This window comes from Actinocorallia aurantiaca (genome assembly GCF_039533685.1).
In the GTDB taxonomy this organism is placed as follows: Bacteria; Actinomycetota; Actinomycetes; order Streptosporangiales; family Streptosporangiaceae; genus Actinocorallia; species Actinocorallia aurantiaca.
The window spans coordinates 41,750-60,207 of sequence record NZ_BAAATZ010000021.1 but is presented as its reverse complement, the minus strand read 5'-3'; the positions used below and the strand labels follow the sequence as shown (position 1 = coordinate 60,207).

At 73.0% G+C, this 18,458-nt stretch carries 13 protein-coding genes; 7 read left to right on the top strand and 6 right to left on the bottom strand.

Translation table 11 applies throughout. From position 1 onward, the window contains the following. The 3 genes from ABD327_RS24475 to coaE are packed head-to-tail and all read left to right on the top strand — an operon-like array spanning window position 1 to window position 2,999. Complete coding sequence (locus ABD327_RS24475) at window positions 1–1,887, top strand: endonuclease/exonuclease/phosphatase family protein (RefSeq protein WP_344453045.1); 1,887 nt, start codon at window positions 1–3, stop codon at window positions 1,885–1,887. Continuing rightward, complete coding sequence (locus ABD327_RS24470) at window positions 1,884–2,348, top strand: GNAT family N-acetyltransferase (RefSeq protein ID WP_344453042.1); 465 nt, start codon at window positions 1,884–1,886, stop codon at window positions 2,346–2,348. Before ABD327_RS24475 ends, ABD327_RS24470 begins: the two co-directional genes overlap by 4 nt. Window positions 2,349–2,396: 48 nt before the next feature. Continuing rightward, window positions 2,397–2,999: a dephospho-CoA kinase gene (coaE, locus tag ABD327_RS24465; RefSeq protein WP_344453040.1), complete on the top strand. Its 603-nt coding sequence runs from the start codon at window positions 2,397–2,399 to the stop codon at window positions 2,997–2,999. A gap of 4 nt (window positions 3,000–3,003) precedes the next feature. Here coaE and ABD327_RS24460 read toward each other — a convergent pair whose 3' ends face one another. Together ABD327_RS24460 and ABD327_RS24455 are read right to left on the bottom strand one after the other, a co-directional pair. Continuing rightward, window positions 3,004–3,855 (bottom strand): glycerophosphodiester phosphodiesterase, encoded by an 852-nt coding sequence (locus ABD327_RS24460; protein ID WP_344453038.1) that lies wholly within the window; start codon window positions 3,853–3,855, stop codon window positions 3,004–3,006. 142 nt (window positions 3,856–3,997) lie between these two features. Continuing rightward, the gene (locus ABD327_RS24455) at window positions 3,998–9,652 is read right to left on the bottom strand and encodes a WD40 domain-containing protein (RefSeq protein ID WP_344453036.1); all 5,655 of its coding nucleotides are present in this window, start codon (window positions 9,650–9,652) and stop codon (window positions 3,998–4,000) included. A 153-nt stretch (window positions 9,653–9,805) separates the two neighbouring features. On the opposite strand from ABD327_RS24455, the gene ABD327_RS24450 reads away from it, so the two are divergent. Beyond that, window positions 9,806–10,981 (top strand): ArsB/NhaD family transporter, encoded by a 1,176-nt coding sequence (locus ABD327_RS24450; protein WP_344453035.1) that lies wholly within the window; start codon window positions 9,806–9,808, stop codon window positions 10,979–10,981. Here the strand turns inward: ABD327_RS24450 and ABD327_RS24445 are convergent, their stop codons facing one another. The 3 genes from ABD327_RS24445 to ABD327_RS24435 are packed head-to-tail and all read right to left on the bottom strand — an operon-like array spanning window position 10,982 to window position 13,478. Continuing rightward, a complete protein-coding gene (locus tag ABD327_RS24445; RefSeq protein WP_344453034.1) occupies window positions 10,982–11,806 on the bottom strand; it encodes an inositol monophosphatase family protein in 825 nt (274 codons plus the stop codon). It abuts the gene before it with no gap. Beyond that, window positions 11,803–12,441 (bottom strand): hypothetical protein, encoded by a 639-nt coding sequence (locus tag ABD327_RS24440; protein WP_344453033.1) that lies wholly within the window; start codon window positions 12,439–12,441, stop codon window positions 11,803–11,805. The genes ABD327_RS24445 and ABD327_RS24440 overlap by 4 nt, the downstream gene beginning before the upstream one ends. 23 nt (window positions 12,442–12,464) lie before the next feature. Beyond that, window positions 12,465–13,478 (bottom strand): hypothetical protein, encoded by a 1,014-nt coding sequence (locus tag ABD327_RS24435; RefSeq protein ID WP_344453032.1) that lies wholly within the window; start codon window positions 13,476–13,478, stop codon window positions 12,465–12,467. Between the two features lie 253 nt (window positions 13,479–13,731). On the opposite strand from ABD327_RS24435, the gene ABD327_RS24430 reads away from it, so the two are divergent. The 3 genes from ABD327_RS24430 (at window position 13,732) to uvrB (ending at window position 17,767) form a co-directional block, all read left to right on the top strand. Then, window positions 13,732–14,415: a DUF4352 domain-containing protein gene (locus ABD327_RS24430; RefSeq protein WP_344453030.1), complete on the top strand. Its 684-nt coding sequence runs from the start codon at window positions 13,732–13,734 to the stop codon at window positions 14,413–14,415. A 48-nt stretch (window positions 14,416–14,463) separates the two neighbouring features. Beyond that, complete coding sequence (locus ABD327_RS24425; protein ID WP_344453029.1) at window positions 14,464–15,462, top strand: YsnF/AvaK domain-containing protein; 999 nt, start codon at window positions 14,464–14,466, stop codon at window positions 15,460–15,462. Between the two features lie 172 nt (window positions 15,463–15,634). Next, window positions 15,635–17,767, top strand: a complete 2,133-nt coding sequence (gene uvrB / locus ABD327_RS24420) for an excinuclease ABC subunit UvrB (protein WP_425547201.1) — start codon at window positions 15,635–15,637, stop codon at window positions 17,765–17,767. 20 nt (window positions 17,768–17,787) lie between these two features. Here uvrB and ABD327_RS24415 read toward each other — a convergent pair whose 3' ends face one another. Beyond that, the gene (locus ABD327_RS24415) at window positions 17,788–18,390 is read right to left on the bottom strand and encodes a DUF4126 domain-containing protein (protein ID WP_344453028.1); all 603 of its coding nucleotides are present in this window, start codon (window positions 18,388–18,390) and stop codon (window positions 17,788–17,790) included. Window positions 18,391–18,458: the final 68 nt, after the last annotated feature.

Here is an 18,458-nt window from a genome sequence, read left to right as displayed (position 1 = left end):
GTGGTCACGACTGACAAAGGCACCTACAGTGAGGGCCCCACCGGATCACCGGCGGGGCCCTCGCTGGTCCCCGGAGGTGCGGCACGGCTGACGCTGATCGGCGTCACCGTGGCACTCCTGGCCGAAACCCTCCGCTACTCCCTTCCCGTCTTCGTCGAGCTGTCCCTCGGGACGGCCCTCGCGGTGGCGCTGCCGGTGGCGCTCGTGCCCTTCCTGGCGCCGCTGCTGCGGCCCCTGGTGGGGCCCCGGGTGCTCACCGCCGCGGGCATCGGCGGGCTGCTGCTGTCCCGGCTGGTCGCCCAGGGGCTCGGTCCGGTCCTGGACCTGGCCGTGGTCGCGACGGCGCTTGGCCTGCTGGCCCTGCCCGCCCTGTACGAGAGCGCCCGCGGCCTCTCCGGAGTGGGCTTCGCCATCGCCGCCACCGCGGGCCTCGCGCTCGACACCAGCCTCCGCATGTTCTTCGGCACCTGGGATCCGGTCTGGCAGAGCGGGCCCGCGGCCTGGACCGTCTGCCTGATCATGGTCGGGGTGGGCGCCGCCGCGCTGGTGCGCGAACTTGCCTCGGGCGTGGTGGAGCCGCCGGGCATCTCCTGGCGCGACGCGATGGGCGCCGCGGCGCTCGGGCCGTTCCTGGCACTGCAGGTGCTGGTGCTCTCCAGCCCCGCCTTCGTCGCCTCCTCCGGCTGGCTGTCGCTGACCTCGGCGCAGCTGACCGTGCTGGCCGGCCAGGCGCTGGCGCTGGCGTTCCTCGCCTCGGGCCTGGCGGTCCGCGCGGTGCCCGGCGGAGTGTGCGTGCTCGGCGGCACCGTGCTGGGCGTCTGCGCGGGAGCCGTCGCCGGCAGCTACGCCCTGGACGGCAAGGTCATCGTCTTCGCGATCGTGCCCGCCCAGGTGCTGGCCGCCTGGCTGCTGGCCGTGGCCTGCCGGGCGCCGCTGCGCCGGGCGGGGGACGGCGGCCCGATCTGGCGGGTGGACATCGGCGCGGCTCTCGGCGGGTTCGTCCTGCTGGCGATCCTCGTCCCGTACACGCTGAACCCGGCGCACCCGCTGCCGTTCCCCAACAACGCGCTGAGCGCCTGCGCGGGCATCCTCATCGGGCTGCTGGCCTCGATCGCCGCCTCCCGGGGCGGCCCGCTGCCGGCCCGCGCCCCCCAGCGGGCGCTGGCCGCGCTGGGGGCGTGCCTGGTCCTGCTGGTCCCGACCGCGGTGTTCGCGGTGTCGGGCGAGGAGGCGACGGCCTCGTCGAGCGAGACGCGGCTGCGGATCGTCTCCTACAACATCCGCCAGGCGATGCACGACGGCAAGCTCGACCCCGAGCGCGTCGCGGCGGCCGTCGAGCGGCAGAAGGCCAACGTGGTGGCGCTGCAGGACGTGGGCCGGGGCGCGCCCGCCTCGGGCACCGCGGACCTGGGCGTGTGGCTGTCGCGGCGGCTCGGGATGACGCTGGTGTGGGGCCCGGCCGCCGACTCCCAGTACGGCAACGCCATCCTCACCTCGCTGAAGGTCGTGTCCTCCGGCGGGGACAGGGTGTTCAGCGGCGAGCAGATCCGCGGCTACCGCTGGGCGAGGCTCGCGATGGCGGACGGCACCGTGGACGTGTGGACGACCCGCCTGGCTCCCGGTGAGGAGGCGGCCGCCCACCGGAGCGCCGAGCTGCTGGAGCTGGTGCGGGCCTGGAGCGGTGCCCCCCGGACGATCCTCGCCGGGGACATGGGCGTCACCCTGGACGGCACCGGCCTGGAGCCGCTGAACGGCACCGGGCTGCGCCGTGCCGCCGGTGCGCGGGAGTCCGGATCGCAGGGCGTGTTCTGCACCGACGACCTGGTGTTCTCCGAGGCGGTCAGCCCGGAGGACGGCATGGTCGCGGTCACCGCGGAAGCCGGATGATCGTCTCTCGGGCCGGGGTCCGGGACGCCGGGGAGATCCTCACCCTGCAGCGGGCCGCCTACGTGACCGAGGCCCAGCTGTACGGGGACCCGTTCCTGGCCCCGCTGGTGGAGCCGCCCGAGCAGGTGCGGGCGCTGCTCGAAGACGGCGACGCCGTCGTCCTCAAGGCGGTGGACGGCGCCCGCGTCATCGGCGCGGTCCGGGCCAGGGTTCAGGGGGAGACGTGCCTGGTCGGCCGGCTGGTGGTGGCCCCCGACCGGCAGGGCGAGGGCGTGGGCGGCGCGCTGATGAAGGCCGTCGAGGCCGAGGTCGCCGGCCGCGCCACCGCCCTGGTGCTGTTCACCGGCCACCTCTCGGAGGGCAACCTGCGGCTGTACCGCCGCCTGGGCTACGCCGAGTTCCGCCGGGAGCGGGTCTCGGACCACCTGGTGCTGGTGCACCTGCGCAAGCCCCTGGGCTAGGGTGCGGTGGTCGTGGTGACCGGAGATCACAGAGGGAGGCTCGGAGATTTGAGCGCGCTGCGGGTGGGCCTGACCGGAGGCATCGGATCGGGCAAGAGCGAGGTCTCGCGGCGGCTGGCGGCGGCGGGGGCGGTGCTCATCGACTCCGACGCGCTGGCGCGCGAGGTGGTCGAGCCGGGAGGCGAGGGGCTGGCCCGGATCGTCGAGGAGTTCGGGGAAGGCGTCCTGACCGGGGAGGGGACCCTGAACCGGGAGAAGCTCGGCTCGATCGTCTTCTCCGACCCCGAGAAGCTGGCGAGGCTCAACGCGATCACCCACCCGCTGATCGGGGCGAGGAGCGCCGAGCTCCAGGAGGCGGCGCCCGAGGACGCGGTGATCGTCTTCGACGTCCCGCTGCTCGCCGAGAACGGCCTCGAATCGCTGTACGCCCTGGTGGTCGTGGTGGACGCCCCGGTGGAGACCCAGCTGGAGCGGCTCACCTCGCTGCGCGGCATGAGCGAGGAGGAGGCGCGCAAGCGCATCGCCGCGCAGGCCACCCGCGAGCAGCGCCTGGCCATCGCCGACCGGGTGATCGACAACTCCGGGACGCTGGAGGAGCTGGCCGGGCAGGTCGACCGGCTGTGGGCGGACCTGCTGGAGCTCCGCTCCTGAGGGCTCAGTCCTGGCGCAGTTCCCAGAGCAGGTCGGGCCGGTTGGTGGTGATGCCGTCCACGCCGTACTCCAGGAGGCGCAGCATCGTGTCCTCGTCGTCGATGGTGTAGGCGTAGATCTCCAGCCACCGCTGGTGCGCGTCCCGGACGTAGGCGGGGGTGATGACCTTCTCGGAGGGGTGGACGGCCTTGGCGTACCAGCGGACCCCGAACAGCTCGTAGGAGTCCGGATGGCCCAGGACGGTCCCGCGGACGGAGGGCAGGGCGTCGTTGACGGCCTTCACGTAGCGCCAGGAGAAGCTCTGCACCGTGAGCCGCTCGTGGCTCGTCCAGTAGGAGTCGTTCTTCACCTGCGAGACCAGGCGCTGGGTGATCCCCGGATACTCCCCGGGGTTCTTCAGCTCCACGAGGGCCTTCGAACGGGCCGCCTTGATCGTCCGCAGCGCCTCGGCGAGCGTCGGCACCCGCTCGCCCCTGTAGCGGCGCGCGAACCAGGAGCCGGCGTCCAGCCGCTTGATCTGCTTGAGGGTGAGGTCCTGCACCCGCCACGGCTTGAGCTTGGGGAAGAGCTTCTCCACGTCGGTGGTGCGGGTGAGGGTCCGGTCGTGGACGACGACGAGGTGGCCGTCCCTGGTCTGCCGGACGTCCAGTTCGATGAGGTCGGCCCGCATCCGCCCGGCCGTCCGGAACGCGGCGAGGGTGTTCTCCGGCGCGTAGGCCGAGGCTCCCCGGTGCGCGATGATCTGGACGTGGGCCCAGGCCCGGCGCTCCCGGTCGGCCGCGGCCGGGCCGGCGACGGCGAGCGGGGCGAGGAGGGCTAGAGCGGTCACTGAGACCGGTGCGCGGAGCCGCGGCATGTGCTGGTCCTCCCCTAGAGGCGGTCAGGGTGGTTCCCGGGTCCATGGTGCGCGTGCGCGGTGACGGCGCGATGAGGATCCGGTGGGCGGACGGTGACCACCGTAGGGCGATCCGGTGACGGGCTGCCAGCAGGCAGGCGGGTCAGATCGGGAAATCTCCGTTCAGCGGTTCTTCCAGGGGGATCCTCCGGACGGAAGGGAGGTGTTCGTCCAGTTCGCCGGGTTCGAACCGGCACAGCCCCACGGCCCACCAGAACTGACCGGAGACGCTTCCGGCGTGCTTGTAGCGCCCGTCCGGGGCGATGGCGGCCCAGCCCTCCGGGAGGCCCAGCAGGGTGCAGTGCCGTTCCGCCCCTTCGCCGGCCATCCGCCACAGGACCGTCGTGCCGTCGTCGCCGCCTCCGGCGAGCAGCCGCCCGTCGGGGGAGAAGGCGACGGACATGACCCGCCGGGTGTGCCCGTGCAGGGCCTGGAGGGGACGTCCGGTGCCGACCTCCCACAGCCGGATCACCGCGTCGTCGCCCGCGGTGGCCAGCAGCCGCCCGTCGGGGGAGAAGCAGGCCGTCCACAGCCGTCCGGAGTGGCCGTCCAGGGTCTGGAGGGCGGCGGCGGAGGACGGGTCCCAGATCCGGGCGGTGCCGTCGTTGCCCGCGCTGGCCAGCAGGGCCCCCGAGCGGTCGAACTGGACCTGGTAGACGCGGTCCTCGTGGCCGGTCAGGGTGGTGAGGAGGGCTCCGGTGGAGGCGCTCCAGATCCGTACCTTCCGGTCGTCGCAGCCGGTGGCGACGAGCGCGCCGTCGGGGGAGAAGTCGATGCACCGCACCCGGCCCCGGTGGCCCGCGAGGTCGACGACCTGGCGTCCGGTCGTGTGGTACCAGAGCCGCACGCTGTCGTCGTCGTTGGCGGTCGCCAGGATCGTCCCGTCGGGGCTGAACGCCTGGGCCCAGACGTGGTCGGTCTCCACCGACAGCTCCCGTTCGAAGGTGCCGCTGGCGGCCTGCCACAGGTGCACGCCGCCGTCGTTGGTGGCGGTGCCCAGCCTGCCGCCCGCCGGGCTGAACGTCGCGGACGTCAGCCGGTCGGAGGTCCCGGTGAGCTCGTGGAGGCGCACGCCGCCGACCGGATCCCAGATCCGCACCACTCCGTCGTTGCCCGCGGTGGCCAGCATCGTCCCGTCGGGGCTGAACCGCACCGAGGTGATGCGCCTGCTGTGGCCGCGCAGGGTGTGGCGGCAGACGCCGGTGGCGGTGTCCCACAGCCGGGCCGTCCCGTCGTTGCTGGAGGTCGCCAGCTGAGCCCCGTCGGGACGGAAGACCGGCGGCCAGACCGCGCCGCGGTGCCCGGACAGGGCGTGCAGCAGCCGTCCGAAGCCGGGACCGGGCTCGCCGCCCGAACGCTCCAGGCTCCACAGCCGGACCGCGCCGTCGCTGTCGGAGGTGACCAGGCGGGTGCCGTCGGGATCGAAGGCGGCGCGGTAGATCGCCCCGGTGTGGCCGGTGAGCTGGCGGGGGGAGTACCGCCCGGTGAGGTCCCACAGCCGGACCGAGCCTTCGGTGTCGCCCGAGACCAGTAGCCCGTCGCGGGCGTCCAGCGCGTAGACCCTGCCGGTGTGGCCGCTCAGCTCGCGCAGCAGCGCCCCGGACGGCGGGTCCCACACCCGGATGCGGCCGTGCTCGTCACCGGTGACGAGCAGCCCGTCCTCGGTGAAGATCAACCGGAAGACGGCGCCCTCCCCCTCCATGGTGTGGAGGAGTTCTCCGTCGCCGGACCAGACGCGGACCGTCCCGGCGGAGTCCCCGGTCACGATGAACCTCCCGGGCCCGCCGCCGGGACTGAAGGCGCAGGTGTAGACGGGCGCGGTGTGCCCGGGGAGGACGGTGTGGAGCTCCGCCGTGGCGGTGCGCCAGATCCGGATCGTGCCGGTGGCGTCCCCCGCTGCGACGAGGGAGCCGTCGGCGTCGGTGACGACCGGCCATACCCCGTCGGGATGGATGTCGATGGACTGCTTCTGCTCCCCGGTGGAGGTGTCCCAGAAGCGCAGCGTGCCGTCGGCGGCCCCCGTGACGAGCAGCCCCTCGCCGGCGTACAGGACGGCGTAGGCGCGGTCCCGGTGCCCCTGCAGGACGCGCAGCGGCAGCCCGGTGCGGGAGTCGCAGAGCAGGACGGATCCGTCCTCGCCGCCGAACGCGATGGTCGCCCCGTCCGGGCTGTAGGCGGCTGGGGAGGGCAGTCGGCTGGACTGGAAGTGGAAACCGTAGGGGACGCCGACCGCCGAGGGCGCGAACTGCGCCTCGACGGCGCTGCCGGGGACCATCGCCGCGCCGCGCAGCTCCGCCCGCCGGGACCCGGCGCCCGCCGTCTCGATCACGGCGGCGCGGGACCAGCGGCTGCCGGTGAGCACCGCGTCGCGCAGGTCGGCGCGGACCAGCCGGGCCCGGCCGAGGTCGGCTCCGGACAGGTCGGCGCCGATGAGCCGGGCCTCGTCCAGCCTGGCCCCGGCCAGCCGTGCGCCGCGCAGGACCGCCCGGCTGAGGTCGGTCCCCACGAGCCGGGCGTCGGTGAGGTCGGCGCCGGTCAGGTCCACCTCGCTGAGATCGCGGTAGGACAGGTCCTCGCCCTGCAGCCGGGCGCCGCGCAGGTCGGTGCGCGCCGGGGTGCGCAGCCTGGTGGTGATCTTGATGGCGTTGGCGCGGACCACGTCGCCGGCCTCGGGGTCCCGCAGGACCCGGGCCGTCCACTCCTGGCAGGCGCGGCTGTCGGCCAGGTCGCACAGGAAGTCGACGGTCAGCTGGGACAGGGGGCGGCGGCCCAGCGCGGCGGGGTCGGCCCCGGAGGTGAGCTCGTCGGCGATGTGCCGGGCCACCAGCCACTCGGAGACCGAGCCGTGGATGAACCCGAACAGGCCCTCGTCCGTGCGGACCAGCAGGCTTCCCGCGCCGACCGCGTGCGCCGTCTGGCCCTGCGACATGGTGGCCACGCCGCCCTCCGCCAGGCCGGCGAGGGCGGCGGCGACCTCGGCCAGGTCGTCCGGACGCAGGTGGGTCTCGCCGGTCTCCCACAGGCGCAGCGCCAGGATCCGGGCGGCCCGCCACAGCTCGTCCAGGGACAGCCCGCCGGGGGAGCCGGGCACCCCGCGCACCCGCTCCTCCTCGTGCCGCAGCCAGGAGGTGAGGATCTCCTGGTACAGGTCGGCGGGACTGACGGTCTGCCGGGCCCGGGAGACCAGGCGCAGCCGTTCCTCGGGCAGGTCGGCGATGAATCCGAGCATGCGCGGGTTCTGGGCCAGGCCGAGCAGGTCCTCCACCCCGCGCAGCAGCGCCATCCGCCGGTCGGCGGCGGACTCGTCCCCGTACCGGTTGACGAGGAACGCCCGGATCTGGGCGGGGGTGAAGTCGTCGACGCCGAGCACCCGCCGGTTCGGCAGCGTCCCGACCCGCTCGCCGAGCGCGGTGAAGACCTGTGAGTGGGACTTGAAGTGCTGGGTGCGCGACGCCACCACGATCTTGGCCTTGCCCTCGGCGGCGGCCAGCAGGGCGTCCAGGTGGTCGGCGGCGCGGTCGTAGGTCACCCGCGTGACCAGCTCGTCGAACCCGTCGAAGAGCAGCACGATGCGGCCCTGGCGGAGCATGTAGTGGAAGGCCCGCAGGTCGATGAGGTCCTCGCCGTGCGCGGCCAGGTGCGCGGCGACCAGCGCGTCCACCGAGTGCGCCTTGTCGAGCTTGCGCAGCTCGATGAGGATCGGGATGAGGCCGGGCAGCTCGGAGGGGATGCGCCGGGCCACCTCCCTCAGCGCGAAGGTCTTCCCCCGGCCGAAGTCGCCGAGCAGCAGCAGGAACCTGCCGTGGTCGGCGGCGAGCAGGTCGAGCATGGTGCCGACGAGGTCGTCCCGGACGGCCGGGGAGTCGCCGTCCAGCTCCCGGTAGCGCTGCTGGACGTACAGGCCGGACGGGTACAGCGGGTCGGCGGACAGCCGGACGGTCTGGTCGGTCACGTAGGACGACAGGTCCAGCAGCCCCTGGAACTCCATGAGGCTGCGCAGCCGCACCCCGCGCCGCAGCGCGTCCTCGCGCAGCGACCTGGGGGGCGCCGGGCCCAGGAAGACCAGTTCCGAGCCGTGGGTGTCGCCTCCGGCGTGCACCTGCCGGAGGAAGGCCGACAGCTCCGCCTCGCCGACCCGCCCGACGTGCGCGCCGACCCGGAACTGCCGGACGAATCCGTCCTCCAGGTGGCTGACGAGGAGGTGCGGGGGCTGGGAGTCCACCCTCCTCGTCCTGGCCCCGGGGAAACGGGTCTCGCACGCCTCGACGATCTGGTCGAGCAGCAGGCTCACCGGGTCGGCGGGGCGGTCGGGCGACTCCCGCTGAGGGGGGACGGGCGGGGCGGGCGGAGCGGGACGGAAGAGGCCGGCGCGGTCGAGGCGTTCGGGCGCGACGCCGCGCCGCAGCAGGGTCAGCCCGCCGGAGTCGACGGTGAGCAGCTGGTGGCGGCCCGGCGCGAGGGCGGGCAGGCAGGGCGTCCCGGAGGGCAGGTCGCCGCGCGCGCCCTGCCGTCCGTGCAGCACCAGGTCGAGCCCGGGCGCGACGAGCCGGTCCAGCAGGTCGGCGTCCCGCAGCCGGTCGGGGTCGCCCTCCAGCGGACTGTGGTTGAGCACCCCGAGGCGCAGCCAGCCGTCGCCGAAGGCCCGCAGCCGCTCGGCGAACCAGGCGGCCTGGGAGGGGCCGATCACCCCGCGCCGGTCGTCGTCGCGGTGGCTGAGCGCCATGGTCGTGTTGAGCCCGGCGACGACCGTCCGCAGTTCGGGGATCGGGAACAGGGTCCACGGCTGGGCGCTGTCGAACACCACGTTGTCCAGGCCCCGGTACAGCTCGGAGAACAGGGTGCTGAAGTGCCGCCATTTGGGCCAGTAGGGAGGTTCGGGCTCCTCGTCGTCGGCCTCGCAGGAGTTGAAGTAGGCGCGGCAGGCCGCCTTGGTGACGTCGCGCGCTCCGGGCACCAGCACGACCCGGTGCGGTTCCAGGCCGAGCAGGGTGCGCATCCCGGTGAGGAAGTCGGCGGCCTCGGCGCACTCGCGGCGGCTGCCGGACTCGGTGAGGTCGCCGGTGACGACCAGCAGGTCGGGGCGCGCGTTCAGTTCGGTGACCTCGGCCCAGATCCGGGCCTGCAGGTCCGCGGCGTCGAACGGCTCGTCGGCCAGCGTCCACCCGAACCGCGGGCCCGCCAGGTGCAGGATCGTGACGTCCTCCCGGCGCGGTTCCCCGCCGGAGGCCTCGGGCGGGTAGGAGGGCTGGACGGCCGGGGAGCGCCGCGCCTGCCGCCCGCCGTTGGAGCCGTTGCGGGCGGGGACGGGCTGCGCCGCCGGCGCGGCGGGAGGGAACGGGGAGGGCGGGCGGTCCTCGGGCTTGGCCCGCCCCGAGAGGGCCTCGCGGACCCGGGTGATCAGCAGGTCCCGCGCGGTCTCCTCGTCGGTGACGCCGACGAGGTCGACGTAGGTGATGGTCGACAGGAGCCCTTCGAGTTCGCAGTCCTCCAGCCGGACCGTCACGAGTTTCGCCGACGGGTTGTCGGGGTTGGCGCGCAGGGCGGCCTGCCATTCCATCCGGCCGTAGCGGGAGCGCATGTAGTTGCGGGACAGGACGGCGATGACGACGGCCGCCTCGCTGACCCCCCGGTCCATGAAGTCGATGAAGTTGGTCCCGGGGACGAAGTCCCAGGCCTGCAGCATCGTCCGGTAGCCCGCGGCCTCCAGCTCCCAGGCGATCCACGCCGCCCAGCGTTCGTCGGCGGGCGAATAGGACACGAAAATCTCAGTCTGCGGCCCCGTCATCCCGCCAGTATCCAAAAGGATCACCCTGCTGCACAGCCTTTGCGAGAAGAGGACGTCGACGCGTCCCGGCTCCATGGGACGATGCTCGGTTGGCCTCCGCTCCGCGCTCCGTGGGAGCATGCCCCGGTGAGCCGAGTGTCGACACTGGACTGGATCCGGTTCGGTCTGCTCCTGCTGGGCGTCGTCTTCGTGCTGACCGGGGTCCTGCCGGCGGAGGAGGCCGAGGCCGGCCTGCGCCGGATAGCCCCGCTGCTGCTCTTCCTGGTCAGCGTGATCGTCCTGGTGGAGCTGACGAAGGAGGCGGGGGTCTTCGACGTCATCGCCGACCGGCTGGCCGTCATCGGCCGCGGCCGCTACGCGGCGCTGTTCCTCCTGTGCGTCGCGTTCGCGTCCCTGACGACGATCTTCCTCAACCTGGACACCACCGCGGTCCTCCTGACGCCCGTCATGCTCGCCCTGGCGATCCGGACGGGCATCGCGGCGCTTCCGCTGGCGATGACCACGGTGTGGCTGGCCAACACCGCGAGCCTGCTGCTGCCGGTGTCGAACCTGACCAACCTGCTGGCCGCCGACCGCGTCATGCTCACCCCCCGGGAGTTCGCCGCGCGCATGTGGCTCCCGCAGCTGGTGGCGATCGCGGTGACCATGGTGCTGCTGTGGGTCTTCTACTGGCGGCGCGGCGCGCGCGGAGCCGACAGGTATGAGCCGCCCTCCCCGATGAAGGTCGGCGACAGGGCGCTGTTCACCGTCGCCTCGGCGGCCTGCCTTCTGTTCATCGTGCTGGTGATGGCGGGGGCCCACGTCGAGTACGCGGCGGCGGGCGCGGCCGTCGTGACCGCGGTCGCCTTCGCGGTGCGCAGACCGCGCTCCCTCACCCCCGCCCTGATCCCGTGGCAGCTGCTGGTCTTCGTCACCGGCCTGTTCCTGGTCATCCCGGCGCTGGTCCTGCACGGCCTGGACGTGGTGATGACCGCCCTGATCGGCGCCGACGGCGGGGCGGGCGGGGCGTTCCGCGCGGCGCTGACCGGCGCGGCGCTGTCCAACCTCATCAACAACCTGCCCGCCTACACCGCGGGGGAGTCCGTCGTCCCTCCCGGTAACGGCGACCAGCTGCTGGCCCTGCTGGCGGGCACCAACGTCGGGCCGCTCATCACCCCCTGGGCATCGCTGGCGACGCTGCTGTGGTTCGAGTGGTGCCGCCGCCACGACCTGCGCATCCCGCTGCGGCGGTTCATGGCGCACGGCGCCGTGCTGGCGGCGCTGGCGCTGCCCGCGGTGGTCGCGGCGCTGCTGATCGGATGATCAGCCGAGCGGCGGCAGGTCCAGGCCGCGGGCGGCCTCCAGCAGCCCGGCCAGGGAGGCGACGGCCTCGGGGCGGGCGGCGATGAAGCTGTGCTCGTCGCGGGCGGTCGACAGCTCGAACGGGCCGCCGTCCAGCGCGGTGAGGACCGCGCCGGCCTCGGTGGCCAGGAGCGCCCCGGCGGGCAGGTCCACCAGGCCGGTCCGGTAGCCGACCACCGCGTCGATGAGGCCCTGTGCCAGCATCACCCAGGTGAGCTGGGGGGACCACAGCTGGAGCAGCCGGCGGCACCTGGCTCCCAGCAGGTGCTTGTAGGCCAGGGCGGTGGGGTCGGTGCGCCCGACGGGATAGCCCTGGACGTAGGAGACGATCGGCGCGGCCCCGGGACGGGCCGGGGTCAGAACCAGCGGCGTCCCGCCGGGGCCGCGGGGGCCGTCGCCGCGGACCGCCGACCAGGTCCGGCGGGTGACCGGGTCGTGGATCACGCCCACGGCGGGCGCGCCGTCCAGGCACAGCGCGATCCCCACGGAGTAGGCGGGCAGCCCGATGGCGAGGTTGTGCGTGCCGTCCAGCGGGTCCACGACCCACAGGGCGGACCGCTCCTCGGATCCGCCGCTGCGGCCCGACTCCTCGGCCAGGACGGCGTGCCCGGGGTAGGCTTCCCGCAGCCGGTCCAGGATGATCCGCTCGGCCCGGTGGTCCAGGTCGGTCACCACGTCGTCCGCCCCCTTGGCCTGGACGACGAAGCGCGCCCCGGGCGCCAGCACCGCGCCCGCCTCCTCGGCGGCGGCGACCGCCACCGACCTGGCCCGTGCGAGATCGATCATCGGTCCTCCTGGAGCAGTTCGGCGGCCCGGCGGGCCAGACGGACGGTCCGTGCGGGGTCGTCGCGGCCGCGGCGCACCCGGTGGCGGCCCAGGCCCGGCGGGCCCAGGGAGAGGTCGTGGCCGCCGGGCCGCTGCGCGCCCAGCACCACCGTCACGGCCTCCCCGGCGACGACCGTCCGGTGGAAGACCCCGGCGGGCAGCGTGTAGACGCCGCCCCGCGTGTAGGTGCCGCCGTCGGCGGCGGACACCCGGACGGTGCGGTCCGTGGGACGCAGCTCGTCGGTGCCGTCTCGGCTGAGCACCTCGAAGACCCGCAGGTCGGCGCCGTCGTCGAGCCTGCCCAGCACGTTGCTCAGCCGGCCGTGGAGCAGCAGGCTGAGCAGGTCCCAGCTGTGGCAGTGCCAGGCGGAGGTGGTGGGGGAGGGGGGCGGCAGCTCCGGCGACCACAGATGGAGGCAGACGCCTCCGTCGCCGCGCTCGACCGGCAGGCACACGAAGCCCAGCGGGTGCAGCACCCCCTCGGCAGGGAGGGAGCCCGAGGCGACCAGCTCCAGCGTCCGCGCGGCCCAGCCGGCCACCTCCCCGGTGCCCGAACCTTCCGTCAGCCTGCGGTGGAGTTCCCGGTAGCGCATCATCCCCGTCCCGTCCCGTCCGCGGCCTACAGCGGCCTCTCCGAGGGGTCCCCGTAGGGGTCGACGGCCCGCAGGGCGCGCCGGGCGATGTCGGCGACGTCCCGGTCGCCGAACGAGCGGGGCAGCGGCAGGTCCAGCACCTGGAACAGGCGGCGGACCTCCTCGACCGTCGGCTCCTCCGAGAGCCGGGCGGTGCGCGCCAGTTCGATCGGCACCCGGCGGGCCTGGTCGAGGCTGTTGAGCAGTTCGGTGTAGCACCAGTCGTAGTAGAACTTGCCCTTGTCGACCCGCAGGGCCGGGGCGGAGGGGTCCTCCCGGGTGATGACGACGCAGGAGGAGGACAGGTCCCAGCGGAAGGTGGTCATCGTGCGGGACAGCCCGATGTCGATGTCCAGGAGCCGGTAGCGGTCGCGCTGGTAGCAGGCGGCGAGGATGGTGGCGTAGGACTCCTTGCGGGTGCGCTCCAGCGTCCAGGGCTCGTGCTCCTCCCCGGCGGGGGCGCCGGCCCTGCGGAACCGCGCGTAGGTGTCGCAGACCTCCTCGTCGGACGGGTCGATGATCTCCAGCCGGAAGAGCAGGGCGCGCCGCTCGCGCTTGGCGTCCTCGACGCACCGGGGCAGGGTGACCGCGCGGATGTAGGTGCCGGTCCCGCCCTTGAAGATCCACCGGTCGGTGCCCCGGCGGGCGGAGGCCAGCGCGGCGGCGACCTCGTCGCCGCCCATCACCTGGACGGCCGAGGACTCGTCGAGCGCGTGCCTGGTGCGCCGGACCAGCCGCTCGAAGCCGTCGATGCGCTCGAGCCGCTCGGGGAGCGCCCCCAGGGAGCGCAGGGAGCCGCGGATCTCCTCCTCCACCGGGGCGCTGCGGTAGCGGTCCCGCAGGATGCCCGCGGCCAGCAGGCCCAGGACGAGCAGGGTGGCGCTGGCGACCAGGCCGGGATCGGGGTCGTCGCTGAGCCCGAAGATCGCCACGACCACCGCGATGACCAGCGCGATCGCGGCGTCGGCGTTCTTGAGGAGCCAGACGAAGAAGCGTGCCAAGGTAATCCCCGTACCTGTAGGCGGTGTGGCCATGGTAAACCGCGCGGGTCCGGCGCGGCCAGACCCGGGTCAGGCCCGGGTCGGCGAGAATTCTGGTTTTCGGGGGAAGAAGGGATAACTAGAGGAAAATCCCGTTTTCCTATGGTTGAAGGATTGCCCAAGAAATGGGCATACGGTGCACTGTGCTCTTTCTCTCAGGGAATGACCGTCCTAGCGTGTCGGTTGGTGGAGATCCCGGCGAAGGAGCAGCGACGTGGCCGAGAAGGGTTCCTGGGACGAAGGGGGCGGCACCGGGCGCGAGCCCGGACCGGACCGTGACCGTGCCGGGCCCGGGACGGACTCGGGCTCCTCCTCGGGGGCGGGGGGGCCGTCCAGGAAGGGGTTCAATCCCGCCTGGCTGCTGGTCCCCGCGCTGGGGCTGCTGCTGGGCGGCATGGGGATAGCGAGCATGAACCGCGGGCCCGCGCCTCAGAGCGCGCCGACCGTGACCGTCACCGGACCCGACGCCACCGTGGTCCGGCCCGTCGCCCCCATCGGGACCTCCACCACGGCGCCGGGCTGCGACCTCGCCTTCGTCAGCACCTCGATCCGGCCGCCCGTCCAGCGGATCCAGAACGACCAGACGGGCGGGTACCTAGACGCGCCGTCCGGTCAGGACTTCGTCGCGGTCGAGACGACCCTGACGAACTCGGGAACGGAGGGCTGTTACGCGACGGCCGGCTACCAGCGTGCCTACACCTCCGGAAACACCTATTACACGGGGAATGGGGAAGCCGGGGGCCAGCTCTCCGGCGGACGCGCGGTGGCTCAGTCCATTCCAGCAGGAAAAAGCGTCAAAGGCGCTTATGTCTTCCAGGTCCCCACGGGCTCCCAGGTGAGTTCGGTAAGGCTGCGCAGCAATGGAAGCGAGCAGTGGACCATTGTCAATGTGGGCTGACGGGGTCTCGATCACGCAATCTCTGGAGAAAAAGTCATGAGCACACCCATGGATATCAAGAAACTGCTCGGCGCACGCATGACCGGACCCGACGGCGAGGAACTCGGCACCATCGAGCAGATCTTCTTCGACGACGTGACGGGCGCCCAGGAGTGGGCACGGCTGCGGATGGGAGGGCTGCTGGGAGGCAAGGACAGGTTCGTTCCGCTCATGGGCAGTTCGCTGTCCGGCAAGGACCTGGCCGTCCCCTACGACAAGACCACGGTGAAGGACTCGCCGGAACTCACGGTGGACCGGCACATCACCCCCGAGCAGGAGTCGCAGCTGCGCTCCCACTACGGGCTGGAGGCCGGAACCCAGTCGCGCACGACCACCACGCCGTCGAGCGGGACGGGCAAGACCTCCGCCGCCGCCTCGGCCGCCGCGGCCGGGGTCGCCGGAGGCCGGACGGAGACGCCCGGTACCACGGGCCCCGAGACGAGGACGGGAGAACCCGGAACGGCCGGCGTGACCTCCGGGGCGGCCGGCGCGGCGGGGCTGGGCCGTGAACGCGAGCGTACGGGCGAGGCGGCCCGTCCCGGGCACCCCCAGGAACTGGCGCTGACCCGCTGCGAGGAGCGCATCGCCTTCCACACCGAGGAGATCGAGCTGGGCCGGGTGCGGCTGCACAAGTACGTGGACGTCGTACCGGTGGAGGAGCGGGTCCGGCTCGTCCACGAGGAGTTCGAGCTGGAACGGCTCCCCGTCACGGAGGGCGCCGCCGACATCCGGGAGGACTCCGTGGAGGTCGTCCTGCGCGGCCAGGAGGCGTTCGCGGTCAAGGAGATCCACCCGGTGGAGAGGGTCCGCCTGAACATCAAGCAGGTACCCCAGGAGCGGGTCATCCGCGACGAGGTCCGCCGGGAGCGGATCGAGATCGAGAGGATCGAGGGGACCCCGGGGGCGCACCCGACCGGGCGCGCCGAAGGCAGGGGCGGCATGGGCGCGGAGAGCTCCGTGGACCGCAGCGACGAGCCCCCCGGCCCCGGCCGGGGAAGGAAGCGGTGACCCTGGGCGTTTCCGGGACCGGCGGCCTCGACGAGGCCGCCGGTCCCGGCGTCTGCGGCCTTCACCGGCGCTGAGGGGATCTTCGGCGCGTCCGGCTGTTCCGCACGGGCCGCCCGTCCCGCCCGTCCGCGAGAGGCGTGGTCTGTCGGTGGGGGGCCGTACGGTGGGGGTGATGGCAGTCAGGGGAGGGCACGTGCGTCAGGAACTCGACCTTCAGCGGATCGACAAGCCGTTCGAGGTCGTCACGGAGATGACGCCCGCCGGCGACCAGCCCGCGGCGATCGCGGCGCTGGCCGAGCGGATCGAACGCGGGGAGAAGGACTCGGTGCTGCTGGGCGCCACCGGCACCGGCAAGACCGCGACCGCGGCATGGCTGATCGAGCGGGTCCAGCGGCCCACGCTCGTCATGCTGCCGAACAAGACCATCGCGGCGCAGTTCGCCAACGAGCTGCGGGAGATGCTGCCGAACAACGCGGTCGAGTACTTCGTGTCCTACTACGACTACTACCAGCCCGAGGCGTACGTCCCGCAGACGGACACCTACATCGAGAAGGACTCCTCGATCAACTCCGAGGTCGAGCGGCTGCGGCACTCGGCGACCTCCTCGCTGGTGACCCGGCGGGACGTCGTGGTGGTGGCCTCGGTCTCCTGCATCTACGGCCTCGGCACGCCCGAGGAGTACGTCAAGCAGATGATCAAGCTCGAGACCGGCATGGAGATCGACCGCGACCGCCTGCTGCGCCGCCTGGTGGACATCCAGTACGCCCGCAACGACCTGGCCTTCACCCGGGGCACCTTCCGGGTGCGCGGCGACACCATCGAGGTGATCCCGCAGTACCAGGAGCTGGCCGTCCGGATCGAGATGTTCGGCGACGAGATCGACAAGCTCTCCACCCTGCACCCGCTCACCGGCGAGGTCCTGGAGGAGCACGAGGCGCTGCACATCCTGCCCGCCACCCACTACGGCGTGGGGGAGGAGCTCATGACGCGGGCGGTCGCCGGGATCGAGGCCGAGCTGGCCGAGCGGCTGGCGGAGCTGGAGGGCCAGGGGAAGCTGCTGGAGGCGCAGCGGCTGCGCATGCGCACCACCTACGACCTGGAGATGATGCGCCAGATCGGCACCTGCTCGGGCATCGAGAACTACTCCCGCCACATGGACGGCCGGCAGGCCGGCTCGGCGCCGCACACCCTCCTGGACTTCTTCCCCGAGGACTTCCTGCTGGTGCTCGACGAGTCCCACCAGACGGTCCCGCAGATCGGCGCCATGTACGAGGGCGACGCCTCCCGCAAGCGCCAGCTCGTCGACCACGGGTTCCGGCTGCCGTCCGCGCTGGACAACCGCCCGCTGAAGTGGGAGGAGTTCCTGGAGCGCATCGGCCAGACGGTCTACCTGTCGGCCACGCCCGGCTCCTACGAGCTGGGCCGGGTGCAGGGCGACGTGGTCGAGCAGGTGATCCGCCCGACCGGCCTGGTCGACCCCGAGGTGGTCGTCAAGCCGACCAGGGGCCAGATCGACGACCTCGTCGAGCAGATCCGCACGCGCACCGAGCGGAACGAGCGGACGCTGGTCACCACCCTCACCAAGAAGATGGCCGAGGACCTCACCGACTACCTGCTGGAGCTCGGCATCCAGGTGCGCTACCTGCACAGCGAGGTCGACACCCTGCGCCGCATCGAGCTGCTGCGCGAGCTGCGCCAGGGCGACTTCGACGTGCTGGTCGGCATCAACCTGCTGCGCGAGGGCCTGGACCTGCCGGAGGTGTCCCTGGTGGCGATCCTGGACGCCGACAAGGAGGGGTTCCTCCGCTCGGAGACGTCCCTGATCCAGACCATCGGCCGGGCCGCCCGCAACGTCTCGGGCGAGGTCCACATGTACGCCGACAGGATCACCCCGTCGATGGAGCGGGCGATCGACGAGACCAACCGGCGCCGCGCCAAGCAGCAGGCCTACAACGCCGAGCACGGCATCGAGCCCCGCGCCCTGCGCAAGAAGATCGCCGACATTCTCGACTCCATCGTCCGCGAGGACGAGGACACCGAGGTCTACCTGGGGGGCTCCGGGCGCGCCCAGTCCCGGGGCAAGGCCCCCGTCCCCGGCTTCGGCAGCCGCGCGGTCGGCGGCCATACCGCCGACCTGGTCACCGACCGCCCCCGCGAAGAGCTGGAGGACCTCGTCCTGTCCCTCACCGAGCAGATGCACCAGGCGGCCAAGGACCTCCAGTTCGAACTGGCGGCCCGCCTCCGCGACGAGATCAAGGAGCTCAAGCGCGAACTCCGCGACCTCAAGGAGGCCGGCATCCGCTGACCGCCCGGTGGAGGGGCGGTTCAGCCGGGGGAGGCGGCACGCCTGCGGCGGCGGACGCGGCGCAGGAGGCGGAAGGCGGCGTACAGGAGGGCCAGCAACAGGAGGAGCGCCAGGACGGGGGCCAGGAGGGCGAGCAGGCTCAGCCCGAGGGAGAGCCCGTCCTCGGCGGTGCTGAGCACCGGGGCGGCGGCGCCGAGGGAGCCGGTGTTGGCGATCGGGCGGACCAGGGTCTTGATCACGTGCACGGCCAGCGCCACGAGGACGCCCGGCACCCAGCTCACCCATGGGTGCTCCTGGAGCGAGGCCGGGTCGGTGCCGAGCCCGGAGTCGAGCTCCCCCGCCGCGAGCGTGGCCGCCGTGGCCGCCCCGCCCGCCGCGGGCCGCACCAGCGTCATGACCGCGTCGTTGATCGAGTCGACCACCGGCACCTTGTCCAGCACCATCTCGGCGAGCAGCAGCACCGAGAGCCCCGCGAGGACCCACCCGTTCCCCATCCAGGAGAACTCCCCGGGGAGGACCACCAGTTCGGTGTACCTCCCCAGCAGCCCGACCACCAGGATCGGGATGTAGGCGTTGAGGCCCGCCGCCCCGGCCAGCCCCAGCCCCGTCAGGAACGCGAACATGATCCTCCCGCCGCCGCGGCGCCCTTCGAGGGCGCCCGTGAATTCCCGCTCGGGCCCGCTGCCCGCAC

Excerpts from the sequence above, each read along its gene's own strand:
- ABD327_RS24445 (WP_344453034.1), bottom strand. The coding sequence starts at position 11,806 with ATGATCGATCTCGCACGGGCCAGGTCGGTGGCGGTCGCCGCCGCCGAG.
- uvrB (WP_425547201.1), top strand. The coding sequence starts at position 15,635 with ATGGCAGTCAGGGGAGGGCACGTGCGTCAGGAACTCGACCTTCAGCGG.
- ABD327_RS24460 (WP_344453038.1), bottom strand. The coding sequence starts at position 3,855 with ATGCCGCGGCTCCGCGCACCGGTCTCAGTGACCGCTCTAGCCCTCCTC.
- ABD327_RS24415 (WP_344453028.1), bottom strand. The coding sequence starts at position 18,390 with ATGTTCGCGTTCCTGACGGGGCTGGGGCTGGCCGGGGCGGCGGGCCTC.
- ABD327_RS24470 (WP_344453042.1), top strand. The coding sequence starts at position 1,884 with ATGATCGTCTCTCGGGCCGGGGTCCGGGACGCCGGGGAGATCCTCACC.
- ABD327_RS24440 (WP_344453033.1), bottom strand. The coding sequence starts at position 12,441 with ATGATGCGCTACCGGGAACTCCACCGCAGGCTGACGGAAGGTTCGGGC.
- ABD327_RS24425 (WP_344453029.1), top strand. The coding sequence starts at position 14,464 with ATGGATATCAAGAAACTGCTCGGCGCACGCATGACCGGACCCGACGGC.